The sequence below is a fragment of the Cupriavidus necator genome (assembly GCF_040578825.1).
Lineage (GTDB): Bacteria > Pseudomonadota > Gammaproteobacteria > Burkholderiales > Burkholderiaceae > Cupriavidus > Cupriavidus necator_E.
Map to the genome: position 1 here is coordinate 1 of NZ_JBEFLI010000058.1, position 17,366 is coordinate 17,366.

Annotated in this window: 14 protein-coding genes and 1 pseudogene; 6 read left to right on the forward strand and 9 right to left on the reverse strand. The window is 70.9% G+C overall.

Annotation, left to right across the window (positions count from 1 at the left end):
• Window positions 1–4 precede the first annotated feature (4 nt).
• Window positions 5–826, forward strand: coding sequence for an MlaA family lipoprotein (locus AB1I47_RS24350; RefSeq protein WP_407935904.1), 822 nt, complete (start codon window positions 5–7; stop codon window positions 824–826).
• Window positions 827–864: 38 nt separating this feature from the next.
• Here AB1I47_RS24350 and AB1I47_RS24355 read toward each other — a convergent pair whose 3' ends face one another.
• The gene (locus AB1I47_RS24355) at window positions 865–1,308 is read right to left on the reverse strand and encodes an FKBP-type peptidyl-prolyl cis-trans isomerase (RefSeq protein ID WP_354686277.1); all 444 of its coding nucleotides are present in this window, start codon (window positions 1,306–1,308) and stop codon (window positions 865–867) included.
• A 232-nt stretch (window positions 1,309–1,540) separates the two neighbouring features.
• On the opposite strand from AB1I47_RS24355, the gene AB1I47_RS24360 reads away from it, so the two are divergent.
• The 5 genes from AB1I47_RS24360 to AB1I47_RS24380 are packed head-to-tail and all read left to right on the forward strand — an operon-like array spanning window position 1,541 to window position 6,021.
• On the forward strand, window positions 1,541–2,899 hold the full coding sequence (locus AB1I47_RS24360; protein ID WP_354686278.1) for a tetratricopeptide repeat protein: 1,359 nt from the start codon (window positions 1,541–1,543) through the stop codon (window positions 2,897–2,899).
• A 42-nt stretch (window positions 2,900–2,941) separates the two neighbouring features.
• Window positions 2,942–3,316, forward strand: coding sequence for a DUF6152 family protein (locus AB1I47_RS24365; RefSeq protein ID WP_354686279.1), 375 nt, complete (start codon window positions 2,942–2,944; stop codon window positions 3,314–3,316).
• Window positions 3,317–3,331: 15 nt separating this feature from the next.
• A complete protein-coding gene (locus AB1I47_RS24370; RefSeq protein ID WP_354686280.1) occupies window positions 3,332–3,844 on the forward strand; it encodes a DUF6644 family protein in 513 nt (170 codons plus the stop codon).
• Between the two features lie 57 nt (window positions 3,845–3,901).
• Window positions 3,902–4,555: a heavy metal response regulator transcription factor gene (locus tag AB1I47_RS24375; protein ID WP_354686281.1), complete on the forward strand. Its 654-nt coding sequence runs from the start codon at window positions 3,902–3,904 to the stop codon at window positions 4,553–4,555.
• Window positions 4,552–6,021 (forward strand): heavy metal sensor histidine kinase, encoded by a 1,470-nt coding sequence (locus tag AB1I47_RS24380; RefSeq protein WP_354686282.1) that lies wholly within the window; start codon window positions 4,552–4,554, stop codon window positions 6,019–6,021. Before AB1I47_RS24375 ends, AB1I47_RS24380 begins: the two co-directional genes overlap by 4 nt.
• A gap of 135 nt (window positions 6,022–6,156) precedes the next feature.
• On the opposite strand, the gene AB1I47_RS24385 is transcribed toward AB1I47_RS24380, so the two are convergent.
• From AB1I47_RS24385 to AB1I47_RS24420, 8 genes and pseudogenes are all read right to left on the reverse strand, one after another.
• Window positions 6,157–8,589, reverse strand: coding sequence for a CHASE2 domain-containing protein (locus AB1I47_RS24385; RefSeq protein ID WP_407935903.1), 2,433 nt, complete (start codon window positions 8,587–8,589; stop codon window positions 6,157–6,159).
• Window positions 8,567–10,284 (reverse strand): annotated as a pseudogene (locus AB1I47_RS33875) (FecR family protein). The gene AB1I47_RS24385 and the pseudogene AB1I47_RS33875 overlap by 23 nt, the downstream one beginning before the upstream one ends.
• Window positions 10,277–11,005 carry a response regulator transcription factor gene (locus tag AB1I47_RS24395; protein ID WP_354686283.1) on the reverse strand — a complete coding sequence of 243 codons (729 nt, stop codon included), beginning with the start codon at window positions 11,003–11,005 and terminating at the stop codon, window positions 10,277–10,279. Before AB1I47_RS24395 ends, AB1I47_RS33875 begins: the two are co-directional and overlap by 8 nt.
• A gap of 320 nt (window positions 11,006–11,325) precedes the next feature.
• The gene (gene pelG / locus AB1I47_RS24400) at window positions 11,326–12,696 is read right to left on the reverse strand and encodes an exopolysaccharide Pel transporter PelG (protein WP_354686284.1); all 1,371 of its coding nucleotides are present in this window, start codon (window positions 12,694–12,696) and stop codon (window positions 11,326–11,328) included.
• 2 nt (window positions 12,697–12,698) lie between these two features.
• The gene (pelF, locus tag AB1I47_RS24405; RefSeq protein ID WP_354686285.1) at window positions 12,699–14,285 is read right to left on the reverse strand and encodes a GT4 family glycosyltransferase PelF; all 1,587 of its coding nucleotides are present in this window, start codon (window positions 14,283–14,285) and stop codon (window positions 12,699–12,701) included.
• Complete coding sequence (locus tag AB1I47_RS24410) at window positions 14,282–15,289, reverse strand: tetratricopeptide repeat protein (RefSeq protein WP_354686286.1); 1,008 nt, start codon at window positions 15,287–15,289, stop codon at window positions 14,282–14,284. Before AB1I47_RS24410 ends, pelF begins: the two co-directional genes overlap by 4 nt.
• Window positions 15,282–16,718, reverse strand: a complete 1,437-nt coding sequence (locus AB1I47_RS24415) for a PelD GGDEF domain-containing protein (protein ID WP_354686287.1) — start codon at window positions 16,716–16,718, stop codon at window positions 15,282–15,284. Before AB1I47_RS24415 ends, AB1I47_RS24410 begins: the two co-directional genes overlap by 8 nt.
• A 60-nt stretch (window positions 16,719–16,778) precedes the next feature.
• Window positions 16,779–17,333 carry a penicillin-binding protein activator LpoB gene (locus tag AB1I47_RS24420; protein WP_354686288.1) on the reverse strand — a complete coding sequence of 185 codons (555 nt, stop codon included), beginning with the start codon at window positions 17,331–17,333 and terminating at the stop codon, window positions 16,779–16,781.
• Window positions 17,334–17,366 lie beyond the last annotated feature (33 nt).

Genomic DNA, 17,366 nt, shown 5'->3' on the forward strand with positions numbered 1-17,366 from the left:
CTCGATGCCTGCCCCCACCCTGCCTCCGCGCATGCCTGCCGTGCGCCTCGCCATCGTCACCACCGCCCTGCTCGCCGGCTGCGCCACCGGCCCGCAGGCGAATCCCGACGATCCGCTCGAGCCGATGAACCGCGCCGTGTACACGGTCAACGACAAGCTCGACCAGTACGTGGCCGTGCCGGTGGCCAAAGGCTACAAGGCGGTCACGCCGGAGCCGGTGCGCACCGCGGTCACCAATTTCTTCTCGAACCTCGCGGACGTGGGCAACTTTGCCAACAACCTGCTGCAGGGCAAGGGCGTGGCGGCGGCGGAGAGCTTTATGCGGGTGGCGGTCAATTCAGTGCTGGGGATCGGCGGGCTGATCGATATCGCCACGCCGGCCGGGCTGCCGAAGCATTCGCAGGATTTCGGCCTGACGCTGGGCACGTGGGGCGTGCCGTCGGGGCCCTACCTGGTGCTGCCGTTCTTCGGTCCCAGCTCGTTCCGCGACGGCGTGGGCCTGTACGTGAATTTCTGGTTCGACCCGGTCACCTATACCGAGCCGGCGGTGCGCAATTCGCTGTTCGGGCTGAACGTGGTCGACACGCGCACCAACCTGCTGGCCGCGACCGACCTGCTGAAGCTGGCGGCGCTGGACAAGTACGCCTTCGTGCGCGACGGCTACCTGCAGCGGCGCCGCTCCCTGCTGGGCGATAGCGCGGCGCTGCCGGACTATGGCGAGGACGAGGACGACGCCGGGGCTGCCGCGCCAGCGCCGGCCGCGCCCGCTGAACCGGTTGCGCCGGCCGGCACGCCGGTGCCCGCGCAGCCGTCGGCGCCGCGCTGAAGCAACCGATAGCTGCCAGCCGTCAGTTGCCCCAGCCGTCAGTTGCCGATACCCAGCAACACCACCTCGAACGTCAGCGTGGCGTTCGGCGGGATCGTGCCCGGCACGCCGCGCGCGCCGTAGGCCGTCGACGCCGGGCAGGTCAGCTTGGCCTTGCCGCCCACCTGCATCGCCTGCACGCCTTCGGTCCAGCACGGGATCACCCGGTTGAGCGGGAACGAGATCGGCTGGCCACGCTTGTACGAGCTGTCGAACTCCGTGCCATCGGCCAGCGTGCCGCGGTAGTGGACCTGCACCGTGTCGGTGGCCTTGGGCGACGCGCCATTGCCCTTGACCAGGTGCTGGATGGTCATGCCCGAGGCCAGCGTCTGCGGCGCCGCAGCGGGAGCGGCGGGCGCGGCCGGGGCCGACGCCGCGGGAGCGGCCGCCGACGCGGCGCAGGCGAACGTCAGGGAGCCGAGGAAAAGCGCAAGTGTCTTCATGGGAAGCCCGTTGTGATGTGGTGTTGGGATGCGGCAGTTTAACCGAGGCCGGATAGTGGGCCTGCTGCCCGGCGGCGCAAGCCGCACGCGCCGCAGCGGCACATAGCGCACAACGCGCGCGCGCCGGCGGCGGCTGCGTGGGTTTTAGACGCCCTGCTCCGTTGCACATGCCGTTTTGCCGTCTACGATGGTTGTTGACGGCCCGACACCTGTCGGGCGCACGGAGGGTGTCATGGCACACACGGATTCCAGGGGCCTCGCGGTCTCGACACAGAACGCCCGCTCGGTCGAACGGTTCGAGACGGCCCTGCGCTTGCTGAACGGCTACTACGGCGACCCGCTTGCGGTGATCGACACGGCGCTGGCGTCGGATCCTGACTTCGCCATGGGCCATGCGCTGCGTGCCGGGCTGATGGTCACCTCCGGCGACGGCACGGTCGAGCCGATGCTGCGCCAGAGCGTGGAAGCCGGTGAAGCGCTGGGCGACCGTGCCAACGAGCGCGAGCGCCGCCATCTCGCCGCCGCGCGCGCCTGGCTAAACGGTGACTTCAGCCGTGCCAACCGGCTCTACGGCGATATCGTGACGGATCATCCACGCGACCTGCTGGCGCTGCAGGTAGCCCACCTGACCGACTTCCTGCTGGGCCAGTCTTCGATGCTGCGCGACCGCGTCGCACAGGCGCTGCCGCACTGGGATGCCGCCATGCCCGGCTATGGCTATGTGCTCGGCATGCACGCCTTCGGCCTCGAAGAAACCCAGCTGTACGAGCGCGCCGAAGAACGCGGCCGCCGCGCGCTGGAACTCAATCCGCGCGACCCGTGGTCCGTGCACGCGGTGGCGCACGTCATGGAGATGCAGGGCCGGCTGGCCGAGGGCATCGCGTGGCTGGACGGACGCCGCGGCGACTGGGCCGACGACAATATGCTGGCGGTGCACAACTGGTGGCACCTGGCGCTGTTCCAGCTCGAAGAGGACCGCACCGACGATGTGCTGGCGCTGTACGACCGCTATATCCAGCGGCCCGCGCCCGCGATTGCGCTGGACCTGGTCGACGCCACCGCGCTGCTGTGGCGCCTGCACCTGCGCGGCGTCGACGTGGGCAAGCGCTGGCAGCCGATTGCGGATGACTGGCTGGCGCGCGGCGCGGCCGGGTACTACGCCTTCAACGACGTCCACGCCGTGATGGCAAGCCTGGGCGCCGGCCGGCGCGAAGCCACGCGGGCCCTGCGCGCCGCGCTGCAGCGCGCGGAGCTTGGCGACGGCACCAATGCGATGATGTCGCACGACGTGGGCCTGCCGGTGGCCGACGCGCTGATCGCGTTCGAGGAGGGCGACTATGACACCGCGGTCGAACTGCTGATGCCGGTGCGGCTGGTGGCGCAGCGCTTCGGCGGCAGCCATGCGCAGCGCGACGTGATCGGCCTGACCCTGATCGAAGCGACGCTGCGCGCCGGGCGCGCCACCCTGGCCAACGCGCTGACCGCCGAGCGTGCCGCGCTCAAGCCGATGAGCCCCAGCCTGTACCGGCTGGTGCGGCGCGCCGATGCGTGCCTGTCGCAGGGCCGGCGCGCGACGGAGCAGGGGCGCTGAGCGCCGCCTATACTGCACCTATCCCGAACGGAGGCCCGCTCCATGCCAAGCATCGTCCGCACCCTGCTGCGCCCTGCCCTGGTCACCGCCTGCGCCGCGCTGGCGCTGGCCGCGTTGCCCGCCGTGGCCCACCACGGCTGGTCTACCTACGATGAAACCAAGCCGATGACGCTGACCGGCAAGATCGTCGAGAGCCACTACGAGAACCCGCACGCGCATATCCGCATCGATGCCGGCGGCAAGCGCTGGCTGGCCATCCTGGCGCCGGTGTCGCGGATGGAAGCGCGCGGCGCCACCGCCGACAAGGTCGCGGTGGGGCGCGAGGTGACGCTGGTCGGCTACGCCAGCAAGGAAAAAGCGGACGAACTGCGCGCCGAACGCATCACCATGGACGGCAAGACCGTCGAGCTGCGCTGACCTACCGCGCGCGGCATGTCGGCATGGCTGGCGCAATGGGCTGACTGGGGCGCCGCGCTCGCCCGCCTGCCGTTTTCGGCGGCGCTACGCAGTTCCGCCTGGGCCTACCCCGCGGTCGAGATCGTCCACCTGGCGGGCATGGCGCTGCTGTTCGGCTCGATCATCGTGGTCGACATGCGCCTGGCCGGGCTCGGCCGCCAACTGCCGGTGACACTGCTGCTGCGACACGCGCTGCCGTTTTCGGTGGCGGCCTTTGTCGCGGTCGCGGCCAGCGGCGTGCTGCTGTTCATGGCCCATGCCGATGAGCTCGCCGCCAATCCCGCCTTCCTGGTCAAGCTGTGCCTGATCGCGCTGGCGCTGGCCAATGTGCTGTGGTTCCACACCGGGCCATATCGCAGCCTGCGCGATGACCGACGGGGATGGGACGTGGGCACCGAGCCGCCGGCCGGCGCGCGCATCAGCGCCATCGTGTCGGTGGTGGCGTGGCTGCTGGTGATCTGCGCCGGGCGGCTGATTGCCTACGTCTAGCGCCTTCCGCGGCGCACTTCCCGGTCAGCGTCAGATCGTCTGAAGGACACGGAACGGATGAAACGGCTTGTGGTGGAGGACGAGGCCAAGACCGGCGAATACCTGCGCCAGGGGCTGAGCGAGGCGGGCTTTGTCGTCGACCTGGTGGCATACGGGCTGGACCTCGACGTGATGCTGCCCGACGTCGATGGCTGGCACATCGTGCAGGCGCTGCGTGCCGCGGAGAACACGGTGCCGCTGCTGTTCCTGACCGCGCGCGACAGCGTCGCCGACCGGGTCAAGGGCCTGGAGCTGGGCGCTGACGACTACCTGCTCAAGCCCTTTGCGTTCTCGGAGCTGCTGGCGCGCGTGCGCACGCTGCTGCGCCGGGGCACGGCGCAGATGGCGCTGGACCGCATCCAGGTCGCCGACCTGGTGCTGGACCTGAGCCGGCGCCGCGCCACGCGCGCGGGCCGGCGCATCACGCTCACCCGCAAGGAATTCGCGTTGCTTGCACTGCTGGCACGGCGCCGCGGCGAAGTGCTGCCGCGCTCGCTGATCGCCTCGCAGGTGTGGGACGTGAATTTCGACAGCGACAGCAATGTGATCGACGTCGCCATCCGCCGGCTGCGCGCCAAGATCGACGATGACTTCGCGCGCAAGCTGATCCAGACCGTGCGCGGCATGGGGTATGTGCTGGAAGAGCCGGACGACGCAGAGGACGGGGAATGAAGCTCCGCTTGTCGCTGACGACGCGGCTCACCATCCTGTTCTCGCTGTCGTCGGCGGCGGTGCTGCTTGGCCTGGGCGTGCTGATCTGGCTGGCGATGGACCGCCATTTCGCCGACGAGGACTATGCGGTGCTGGGCGACAACATCCGGCTGATCCAGAAGATCGCGGCAGAGGGCCCGCCCGCAGCGGTGCCGCAGCGGCTGGCCGAGACGCTGGAACACCATCCCGGCTTCGTCGCGCAGGTGCGTGGCGCCGACGGCAGCGTGCTGTACGCCACCCAGGGCTTCGATTTCGGCAAGGCGCTGGCTGCCGCGGCCCGGCTGCCGGCGCCGCGCGATATCTTCGCCCCGTTTGCCTGGGAACAGCATGGCCAGGCCTACCGCGGCATGCGCGCGCAGGCGCCGGTGCCCGCCGGACATCCCGGGCCGCTGCAGATCGTCGTCGGCATGGACACCGCGCTGCACGCCCACTTCATGCACGCATTCCGGCAATCGCTGGCCTTCTACACCGCGCTGGCCGCGCTGGCCAGCGGCCTGCTTGGCTGGTGGGCCGCGCGCCGCGGGCTGGCACCGCTGCGCACCATGGCCTCGCGCGCGCGCACCGTCACCGCGCACAAGCTCGACGAGCGCATGCCGGTGGAGGCCGTGCCGGTCGAGATGGCCGACCTGGCCACGACGCTCAACGCCATGCTGGAACGGCTGCAGGACGATTTCCGGCGGCTGTCCGAGTTCTCGTCAGACCTCGCGCATGAACTGCGCACGCCGCTGACCAACCTGATGACGCAGACCCACGTGGTGCTGTCGCAGCCGCGCGATGCCGCCAAGTACCGCGACGTGCTGGCCTCCAACGCCGAGGAACTGCAGCGGCTGGCGCGCATGGTGTCGGACATGCTCTATCTCGCCAAGATGGAGCACGGCATCACGCTGCCCAGCGCGGAAGCCATCGACGTCGCCGATGAAGTGGCCGCACTGTTCGAGTTCTACGACGCGCTGGCCGAGCACAAGGGCGTGCGCCTGCAGCAGCGCGGGACCGGCCGCATCACCGGCGACCGGCTGATGCTGCGGCGCGCGCTGAGCAACCTGCTGTCCAACGCGCTGCGGCACACACCCGCGGGCAAGGGCATCGTGGTCGAGATCGCGCCGCGCGCCGACGCCGTCGCGGTGATCGTCGAGAACGAAGGCGAGACCATCCGGCCCGAGTTGCTGCCATCGCTGTTTGACCGGTTCTTCCGTGAGGACAAGTCGCGCGCGCGGCCCGATTCCGAAGGTGCGGAAGGTGCAGGGTTGGGGCTGGCGATCACGCAGGCCATCATGGCCGCGCATGGCGGCAGTATCGCGGTGGAATCGGCGGCGGGAAGGACGCGCTTCGTGCTGACGTTCCGGGTGCCGGACGACCGTGCGGGCGGCCAGGCCGACAGTATCGCCGGGGTCTCCGGCACAGCAAAAAAAGCCACCCACGCCAGGTAAAGACATTGGGGGAGCTGGCGTGGGCGTGAAGACCGCCAGATGCGGCTCCGGCGGCGCTTCGATGCTACGCAAATCCGCCTTCGGCGAATGGCAACAATTGTCACGGCGGGCGTCCCGGCGGGGAGCCGGCAAGACTCAGCCAGCCGGCAGCTCGATGCGGAACACGGCCCCCGCGCCGGCGGCGCTGCGCACGGCGACCTTGCCGCCATGGCGTTCCGCCACCGCACGCACCAGCACCAGGCCCAGGCCGGTGCCATCGGGTGCGCCCTGCTGGCCCTGGTGCAGCCGCACGAACGGCTCGAACAGCCACGCCTGGTCCGCCTGCGCGATGCCGGGGCCATGATCCTGCACGGCGATGACGAAGTGCCCGGGCTCGCGCGCCAGCGATACCGTCACGGGCTGGCCCGGCGGGCTGAACTTGATGGCGTTGCTGACCAGGTTGGCGATGGCGCGCGCGAGCAGCGCGGGCTCGCCCTGCATCAGCACGGGGTCGTCCGGCAGCTCGACCTGCAGCGGCACGTTGCGCGCCTTGGCGAGCGCCCACAACTGGTCGGTGGCATCCAGCACCAGGCTGCCGAGCTCCACTTCCATCAGCGCCAGCGACTGCGACTCGGCGCGCGCCACGCTGATGAAATCGTCGGCCAGCGTCATGGTGCGGCGCGCGTGGGCAGCGATGCGGGCAAGCACATTGCCATCGGCAGCGTCGGCGCTGGCGCCTTCGCCATCCTTGCGCGCGCGCCGTTCGTGCAGTTCGATCAGCGCCAGGATCGAGGCTTGCGGCGAGCGCATGTCGTGCGACAGGAAGCGCAGCATCTGCTCGCGCTGGCGCTCGGCAATGCGGATCGCGGTGATGTCGATGACGCTGACGATCAGGCCCGCCACCGCGCCGGTCTCGCCATGCAGCGGCGCGCCGTGCAGCAGGTAGCGGCGGTCGCCGCGGCCGCCGACTTCGATGCCACCTTCGGGCACCTGCGCCGGCGCCGTGCTGGCGCGGGCGTGGCGCTCGTGCAGCGCCTGCCAGTAGGCCAGCGCCGGCGCGGGGGCCGGGAACAGCGCCTCGATCACGGCGCGGATCGCGGGCCGCGGCCGTTCGACGTCGCCGGCCTCCCTGGGCGCTGGCGCGGCCGCGCCGCCGAGCACCGCCGGGGCCAGTGCCACGCAGCGGCGGTTGGCCAGCATCACGCCGCCGTCGAGGTCGCACATCGCGGTGGCATCGGGCAGGCTTTCCAGGCCGTCGGACAGGAAGCGGCGCATGCCGCGCAGCCGCGCGCTCATGCCGTAGACCGCGCGCATGCGGCTGTCGAGCGTGGCGCCACTGTGGCGCGGCGCCGGCATCAGGCCGGGTTCGCGCTCGAGCCGCGCCAGTTCGTCGGACAGGAAGCGCAGCGCCGCCTCCTGCCGCAGCCAGCTCCATAGCGGATAAAACAGCAGGCAGCCCAGCACCGCCGCGGCCGGCGCGAACCACAGCCGCGCCAGCGCCAGCAGCGCGAGCGAGCCGAGCAGCAGTCCGGCCAGCAGCACCCCGGTGGCCACCAGCGCGCCGCGCGGCGGCAGCCGCAGCGCGGCCAGCGCCGCCAGCAGCACCGCCAGCAAGGTGCAGGCAATTTGCCAGCCACGCGGCACGGCGACGATGGCATCGCCATCGGTCAGCGCTTGCAGCGTATTGGCGAGGATCTCGACGCCGGTCATGCCGCGGCCGTCGCGCGACACCGGCGTGGGCAGCACGTCGCCCATGCCGGTCGCCATGGCGCCCACCAGCACAGCCTTGCCGGCAAAGCGCGCCGGATCGACGCGCCCTTCCAGCACGTCGCGCGCGGACACGCGGGCAAAGCTGCCGGGCGGGCCGGCATAAGGAATGCGCACGCGGCCGCTGCGTTCCCAGCCGTTGGCTTCGGTGCTGTGCGCGCGCTCCTGGCGGTAGCTGTCGAGCGGCCGCGGCGCGCGCCCGAACGCCGCCATTACGGCGGCCAGGTGCGGCACGCCGGTGCCGGCCACCGGATGCGGGCCTTCGCGCAGGTAGACCTGGCGCGCCACGCCATCGGTATCGACCACCATGTTGATATGGCCCACCGCCGCGCCCAGCCCGGCCAGCGGGTAGCGCACCAGCATATCGGCACCGGCATGTTCGGCCACCACCGGCAGCACGACGTTGCCGGCCTGCGCCAGGCTGCGCGCCAGCACCGCGTCGTCCTGCGGATAGCGGGTGTCGCGCTCGGAGAGGATAACGTCGACGCCGATCACGCGCGGCCGGGCCGCGGCAATGCGTTCGACCAGTTGCGCCAGCACCGCGCGGCGCCACGGCCAGCGGCCGATGGCGGTGATGCTGGCGTCGTCGATGGCGACGAGGACGATATCGTCGCGCGCGGGATGGTGCTGGGCGCCGATGGCGATGTCATAGGCGGCCAGGTCGGCGCGCTCGGTCCAGCCCTGGCGCCCCGCCAGCGCCACCAGCGCCAGCACGGCCGCGGCCAGCAGGCACCATTCGACCAGCGTGCGGCGCCCGAAGGCACGGCCGGGCCCGGCCGTGCCGGCCAGGGTATCGCCGTCAGCGGAGCCTGATGCCGCCACCGCTGTCCGCCCCCTCGCCGGTGCCACCCGTGCCCACGCCGACCGCGCCGCCGTTCCCGTCGCGCAGGTAGGCGAAGATCTCGATGCGCTGCGGCGCCGAGAACGCACCGGCCTCAGGCGCCGCACCGGGCGCAGCGCGCGCGACGCGCACGTAGTAGACGCCCGGCGCGGGGCGCGGCAGGTCGATGGCGTTGGCGCCGACCCGCTCGTCGGCCAGCAGCGTGGCAAAGCCGGCATCCGCCGACACCTGCACGCGGTAGCCGGCGCCGGCGGCCGTGTCGTCAGGCCAGCCGATATGCAGGGCGCTGCCGTCGTCGCGCAGGTCGGCACCGGCGGCTCGGGTTCGACGCGGAAGCCGACGGGCGCCGACCACGGGCCTGGCAGGCCCTTGCCATCGACGCTGCGCACGCGCCACCACCAGCGCCCCGGGGCCAGCGTTTGTGCGGCGGTGGTGGCGGTGGCCGAGTGCAATGCGGCCTGCCGCGTGAAGCCGGCATCGGCGGCAAGCGCCAGCTCGTAGCGGGCAGCGGTTGGCACCGCGGCCCATTCGAAGGCCACCGACCGGCCATACCGCACCGCATCGACGGCGGGCTGCAGCGTGAACGGGGCCGGCGGGTTCAGGCGCACGGACACCGGTGCCTGCGCGCCGTGGCCGGTCAGCTGGTTGGCGTCGACAGCGCTCACGCTCAGGTACAGGGTGCCTTCGGGCAGGCCGTCGATGCGGGCCGTGGTGCCGGTGGTGGTGCCGGTCCAGAGCAACTCGCTCAGCGCCGCATCGCGCGCCACCAGCACGCGGTAGCCGGTGGCGCCGGCCACCGGCTGCCACGTTGCGTCGAAAGCGGGCCCCAGCACGGTCTCTTGCGGCGGCAGCAACGCCGGCGCCGGCAGCAGCGCCACCGGTACCGACAGCCGGCCGGCGGCCGACACGCCGATGCCGTAGCCGGCCCCGACCGATGCCGCCGCCGTCATGGCATGACCCGCGGCAGCGCTGCCACCGCGCGCCGCGCGCACACCGACGCGGCCCTCCAGCACCTCGCTGCGGCTGCCGGCCTCATCGGCGGACACGCGGTAGCGCGTGCCGCGCACGCCGGTCACCATCATCGGCGTATGCAGCTCGAAGCGGCCCACGCCGCCGCCCTCGGGCGCCACGCGGGTATCGGCGGCGCCCTTGTCGATGCGGATCACGGTATCGGTCAGCCCGCTGCGCGCGAACGTGCGCAGGCGGCGCACCGCCACCGTGGTGGCGGGCGGCAGCGTGACGCGGGTGCGGTCGGGCAGCTCCAGCGTGACCGAGCCGCCCGCGGGCGTTTCGATGCGAGCGTTCTCGTCCAGCGTCATGCCGGGCTGCACCGGGCGGCCATTGGCGCGCACCTCGCCCGCCACGTACACCACGCGCGCCGACGAAGCTTGTTCGGGAATCTGGCTCAGCGGGATGCGCAGCTGCGAGCCGGGCACCAGCCGGTAGGGATCGGCCACGCCGTTCAGGCGCTGCAGGATGCGCCAGCCCTCGGGCGAGGCCATATAGCGCCCGGCCAGCGCGATCAGTGTGTCGCCGGGCTCCACCACATAGAGGAAATCGGCGCCCTGCGCGCCGGCGGGGCCGGCCTGGACCGGGCCGCTCGCGCCAATCGAAAGCACCGTTGCCAGCAGCGACGCCAGCACGGCATCGCCCCTGCACTGATTCCACTTACGCATCCGCCCCGGCCTCGTCCACCTCCGCTTCGGCAGCGGTGATGTCTTCAAAGCGATAGCCGTGCGAATACACCGAGGTCAGCCGCACGCCGTTCTCGGGGCGCAGCGCCAGCTTCAGGCGCAGCCGCGAGATATGCGTGTCGAGCGTGCGCGAGCCCGCGCCCATCGAGCGGCCCCACACGGCCTGCTCCACCACCTCGCGCGCCAGGAGGCGGCCGGTATTGCGGAACAGGAAGAGCGCCAGCTCGTATTCGCGCGGCGACAGCGTGGCGGGCTGGCCGCCGATGGCGACGGTGCGCGTGCGCGGGTCGACGGTGTAGTTGCCGCGCCGGATCAGCTCGACCTCCTGCGCGGCCTCGGGATAGGCGCGGCGCAGCAGCGAACGCACGCGGGCGATCAGTTCGCCGGCGCGGATGGGCTTGAGCATGTAGTCGTCGGCGCCGACGGCCAGGCCCGCGACAATGTCGGCCTCGTCGGTGCGGCTAGTGACGAACAGGATCGGCGGCATATTGCCGGACTTCTGCCGCACCCAGCTCACCAACTCATAGCCGCTGGTGCCGGGAAGCTGCCAGTCGACCACCAGCAGGTCGTAGGCCCGTTCGCGCAGTGCGCGCAGCAGGTCGGCGCCGTTGGCCAAGGACTCGCATTCGAAGCCCGCCTCGCCCAATATCTGCCGGATCAGTTCGGCCTGATCCGGATCATCCTCCACGGATGCAATTCGCATACCTCTACACCCTTCTGCCAGCTTCCGACTGCAACTGCGGTCTCTGCCACGGCATGTCTACGGCTCGGCCGGCAAGTCATTCCTCGTATTCATCCCAGCGGGGGGACGCGGCCGTCGATCTGATCCGACGGGCCAGGCCGAAGCCCGCCGGCTGCCGCAATGTTACCTAATCGCGGCCCCATGCGTCGAGACTCCTGTCGTGGGGTATGGGCCTCAACTCCGCATCAACTGCCTGCCAACTGCACCGATCCGTCAGTCATCGCCCCGGCATCTGGCCGATTCCCTGCCGCGCTCGCGCCTTGGCCCCCGGCTGCGGCCGCTTACTGGAGCATGTAGGTCTCGTACTCCAGCCGGTCCAGCTTGCGGTCCAGCAGGTACAGCGCCAGCGCCACCACGACCAGCAGCGACACCGCGAATCCGTAGCCATACCAGGCTGGCCCCAGCCGCAGCGTGGCCGCGGTCAGCACCAGGTTCAGCACGACGAAGGTGGCGGTCAGCAGCAGCACCTCGCGACGCCGGTCCAGGTAGAAGTAGATGTTGAGCACGCCCAGCAGCACCACCTGCAGGCTGGCGCCGATCACATCCACGTACAGCAGCGGCATGTACAGCTCGGAAATGCCCAGCAGCCGCAGCACCCACGCCCCCACCACGAACAACAGCAGCGCGGCGATGGCCTGCACCTTCACGATCTCGTACAGCCCCAGCCGGATGGTCTGGACCATGGTGTTGCGCATGTCCTCGATATGCTCGAGCGAGCTGCCGCCGCGCACCGCGTTGTAGAACGCGTCGTAGTACTCGACGAAATCGGTCTCGATGCGCACCAGGAACACCGCCATGCCCGGGATGATCGCCAGGTAGGCCAGGAACACCGGGATGTCGTAGATGATCGACGCATGCAGCGGCCCGATCACCTGCTGCCCGGTGGACGGCGAATACCAGAACATGAACTTGTCGATCCAGATGCCGAGGTTGTACAGCAGGCCGATCGCCACCAGGCTGGGGTAGGCGTAGCGGCGCTCGAACACCTCGAACGACATGAACTGGCGGCTGGTGTAGTTGCGGTAGATCAGCGTCACCATGCCGCTCAGCAGGCAGAGCTGCCCGGCGACGAAGCCGCCCAGCAGGCCCTCCAGCCCGTGCCCGCGCAGCGCCAGCGCGGCGCCGACCGAGATCGCGTAGCCGAGCAGGAAGGTCCAGACGATGGCCTTGTACTGCTTCATGCCCGACAGGAAGATCGCGGCGATCCAGATATTGCTGAGCACCACGAAGCCCGCCACCATCAGCAGCCGGTACAGCACCGACTGCGCGCCGAAGCTGAATACCGCGCAAGCCAGCCCGATACCGCCCGACAGCACCGTCACCAGCAGCGCCACCGCGTGGTAGTTGCTCAGCACCAGGTGGTCGCGCTTCTCGAACAGCCGGTCCGAGGTAAAGCGCGTGAACGACAGCTGCATCGGCCCGGTCAGGATCAGGCTGCCCGCGATCAGGTAGGTCACCGACACCTGGAACTGCGTGATCAGCGAGCCCGGCACCACGAACGGCAGGCTCAGCATGCCGATCAGCAGGATGCCGACGATCGACAGGATCCACGGCCCGGAGCTGATGATGCCCGCATAGGCATAGGCGCCCAGCATGCCGGACAGGTTGTCCCGCCGCAGCATCTTGCGCAGTTCGAATCCAATGCCCGCCATGCTCAGGCTCCTCCGTGGACCGGGCAGCGCGCGGGACGGCCGCCCTGCCGGTCTTGCCTGTCGCCGTCCGGCTGCGCCATCAGCCGCTGGTACAGGTCGCGGTAGCTGCCGACCATGCGTTCCTGCGTGTAGTAGCGCTCCACCCGCGCCACGCCCGCGGCCTGCGCGGCCCGCCAGCGCGCCGGGTCCTGCAGCAGCGCCAGCGCTTCGGCGGCCAGCGCGGCGGGGTCGGCAATGCGCACCACGCCGCCGGCCGAGCCCAGCGCCGCATCCTCGCCCGGCAGGCCGAACAGCAGCTCGCGGCACGAGCCCACGTCGGTGGTCACGCACGGCACGCCGGCGGCAAAGCCTTCGAGCACCACCAGCGGCAGCGCTTCGCTGATCGAACTCAGCACCAGCACGCCCACCTGCGGCAGCAGCGCGTCGATGCGCTGGAAGCCCAGGAACCTGACCTTGTCGCCCAGCCCCAGGCTCTGCGCCAGGCTGCGGCATTCGCGCGCGTATTCCGGATCCTCGTCCTCCGGGCCGGCGATCCAGCCTTCGGCCTCGGGGTATTCGCGCACCACGGTCAGCATCGCGCGGATAAAGGTCTTGACGTCCTTGATCGGCACTACCCGGCCGATCAGGCACAGCACCGGCGGCACGCCCGGCTTGCGCTGTTCGCGCAGCGGCGCGAGGCGCGGCAGGTCGATGCCGTTGGGGATGCTGCGCGTGCGCGCTTCCGGGGCGCCGTCCAGCACCTGGCGGCGGCGGTTGCCTTCGTACAGCGCGATGATGTCGTCGCCGGCGTCATAGCAGACCCGGCCCAGCGTCTCGAAGAAGCGCACCCACAGCTCGCGGAAGTAGCTGATCTGGGAGATGTCGCGCTCGAACACATTGCGGTTGTCGCGGATCCACTGGCTCTGGAACAGGTCGATCTTGCGTTCCTTGGTGTAGATGCCGTGCTCCGACACCAGCAGCGGGCGCTGGTTGCGGTGGCGCAGCAGCGCGCCCAGGAAGCCCGCGTAGCCGGTCGACACCGTGTGGTAGACCCGCGCCGGGATCAGCCCGTCGGCGATGCGCACGAGCTGCCACAGCGGCTTGTGCATGATGCGCACGGTCCAGAAATAGTCGGTGAACGACGGATCGGTGCAGAAGCGCCGGTACTGGTCGGTGATGGTCTGCCAGGCGCGGCGGCTGTACAGGAAGGCGTCTTCGCCCAGCGCGCCGCCCGCGCGCAGCGCCGGCATCAGCGCGCGGATCATGGCGCCGGCCTCGGCCTCGTGGCCGGGTTCGCGCAGCAGTTCGTGCAGCCGGTCCGAGGCCTCAAAGGCGGCGGGGTCGCCGGAGCTGCCGTGGACCATCGGCGGCGGCGGGAAGTCGTACAGGAAGTGCGTTTCCAGGTGGACCACGTTGGGCGGCAGCTTGTAGGCCATCTCGCCATAGTCCTGGCGCCGGCTGCCGATAAAGACGATGCCGAAGCGCAGGCCGGGGAAGGCGCGGATCATCTGGTTGACCCAGCTCGACACACCCCCGCTCACATAGGGGAAGGTGCCTTCGAGCAGCAGCATGACGTCGGCCGACGTGCCTTTTACCAGGGTCGCGCTCATGTTTGCGCTCCGGATCTTGCGCCCCGCCAGTAACGCAGCAGGGGCCGCACCAGCGGCAGCGGCGAGGGACTGTCGAACGATGCCATCAGCTTGCGGACCGCGGCGTAGTCGCGCTCCAGGTAGGCGGCTTCTGCCAGCAGCGGCACGACGCGCTCGCGCGCGAAGCCCAGGGATTCGGCGCGCTGCAGCCATGCGCGCGCCTCGCGCGGGGCGTTGCGCGCCAGCGCCAGCCGGCCGCGCATGTACCACAGCGAAGCGTTGCCGTCGTCATGCTCCAGCGCCGCGCTGGCGTAGCGTTCCACCTGGCTGGCGGTATAGCGGTACACGTCGCCCTGCACCAGGTTCTGGTAGATCAGCTCCCAGTACAGGTCGGCCAGGCGCTTGTTGATCTCGGCGCGCTCGGCCGCGCTGGCGGCGTTTTCCAGCCGCGGCAGCTCGGCCAGGATCTGCTGCGTCAGCTGCTTCTCGGCGCCGTCCAGCATGCCGTAGGCCAGCAGCCGGATATCGTCGGCGCTGTCGGCCAGCAGCTCGCGCAGCACCGGGCTGGCGGTGCGCGCCGGCATCGACTGCATCGCCACCAGCGCGGTCAGCCGCTCCGGCAGCGGCGCGCGCGCATTGCTCAGCTGCGCGCGCAGCCGCGCGCCGCCGCCGTGCGTGACGCGGGCCATCAGGTGGGTCACGAATTCCGGCAGGCCCACGGTGCCGATGCCGCTGGCCTCGGCGCGGCGCGGGAACAGCTTCGAGAACAGGTAGCTGCCCAGGCACACCAGCACGCCGCCCAGCGGCACGAAGAAGCAGAACAGCGCCAGGAAGCCATAGCTCCACGCAAACGGCACGCGCATGCGCCGCGGCAGCAGGCGCCACAGCACCAGCGCGGTCAGCGCGGCGGCCACGGCCTGCATGCCGACGAAGGCCAGCAGCAGCGCGGTGCTGTTGCCGGCGCGCGCCAGCAGCGCGAGCGCGGCGAGCTGGGCGGCCAGGCCGCCGGCGCCGAGCTTATACATGGGGCGCTTCTCCGGCCAGCAGGCGCGGCGCGATGGCCCCGTCCACCTGCGCGCGGTGCAGCAGCTTGACCAGCGCGTCTTCCGCGCCGGTGCCTGGCACCGCCAGCGAATAGATGCCGATGCCGGCGCTGGTGAAGTCGGTGCCGAACTGCGCGCGCAGCATGTCCTCGATCCGCACCAGGTAGGCGGAAACCGCCTGCGCATCGGACAGCGGCATCAGCGTCAGCATGGCGCGATGGTGGTCGTTGACCAGCGGCCAGGCCACGTCCAGCGCGCGGCGGCTGCGCACCACCTGCTCGAACAGCGCATCGCGCTCGGGGTCCAGGTCGAACACCAGCGCGACCACCGAGCTGTCGATGCCGGTCTCGCGCCGCAGCCGCGACAGCCTTGCGTAGTCGAGCGCGAACGGGTACGGGCAGGCCGGCAGCGCCGCCTGGATGGTGCGGGTAGCGCCGGCATGCTCGACGCCGTCGGCGTAGTAGCCCAGCAGCACCATCAGCATCTGCAGGTTTTCGTAGCTGAGCGACAGGAACGGCATGCGCTCGACCACCAGCACGCCGATCAGGTGGTCCGAGCCCGCCAGCACCGGCGCCGCCGCGACGTAGCGCGTCTGCGCGTCATGCTGCAGCCCCTCGGCCTGCAGGTGCGCGAGCTGGCGCGTTTCCAGGCAGTGGCGCACCAGCGGGTCGTCGCGGTCGACTTCGAAGAGGGTGCCCACGCTGGCGACCGGCGCCGCATCCACCCGTGCGCCGTCACAGGCGTAGAGCGCCGCGGCCTCGAGCTGGCAGGCCTGCGCCACCACCTGCAGCATCGGCTGCGCGCCGGCCAGCGCCTGGCCGGTGCGCGCGGCCTCGTCCTGCGCCACGCCGCGCAGTTGCTGCAGCGTGTCGCGCAGCGTGGTGGGGCGCGCCAGCAGGTCGTTTTCCAGCCGCGCGTGCGAGATGCGCAGCAGGTAGTGGTTCTTGGTCAGCGCCGCCAGGCGCTCGTCCAGGTAGCGGTTGACCGCGCGGGCGCGCGCCAGGCGCGTGCCCCAGATATCGCCGAACTGCCCGGCCACCAGCACCAGCAACAGCCCGCCCAGGAAGAACATGCGCGGGAACGGTCCCAACGGCACGCCGGCCTGCTGGAAGAAGAACCAGCCGCCCAGCAGCATCAGCACGCTGCCCACGCCGATCAGCGTGCCGTAGCGCAGCGCCAGGATCACCGGCAGCAGCCAGGCCCACGGGAAGCCCATGCCCAGCAGCAGCGGGTTCTGCGGCAGCACCAGCCATGCCAGCGCCAGCGCCAGCACCATCGACACCACCAGTTCGACCACGGCCGCGCGCCCGTTCACCGCGGGCGCCAGCAGGCGCGCATAGCGCCCGCCCAGGCCGATGCCCTGCCCCTGCCGCGCGCGATATGGTTTGTCAGCCGTATTGGCCACGCTCATCCCCTTGCTTCATTCGGTTCGCCGCACGCGTGCGGCGTTGTCGTTCCCGCGCCGTTGCCCTCAGCCGCGCATCAGCGGCGCCAGCAGCCGGCGCAGCAGCTTCTGCGCGGTGCCCGACACCGAGGCGCGGCTCCAGCCGCTGTCGCTGCCCGTGGCCGACCACACCACCTCGCCGCTGGTCACGTCCAGCAGCTGCAGCGAGATGCCCACCGCCGGCTCGCCGTCGACGCCGACCTTGTAGCGCCATTCCTGCACCGCGCCGGTCAGCGCGTAGCGCGCCTTCTCGGCGCGCGCCCATTCCAGCGCCTTGCCCACGGCCTCGCGCTCGGCGGGCTCGAACAGTGTTTCCGGGTTCAGGCTGGCCGGATAGCGCTTCAGGCTGGCCACGCCGCCGGTCTTCAGCAGGCTCTCGGCGATCGCCTCGGCGCGCAGGCCGGCCTGCGGCGTCTCGGTGTAGTTGACGATCGGCAGTACCGCGATGGTGTCGCCGCGAGCGAGCTGCGGCGCGCGGCCCACATCGGTCACCGCGCAGCCCGCCAGCCACAGCGCCGCGCCCGCCGCGCCGCACCATGCCGCCAGCCTTCTCGCCAATGTCGTTCCCGTTTGCTTGTTCATGGTTTTCCCCTTGTGCCCTGTGTCCATATCCTG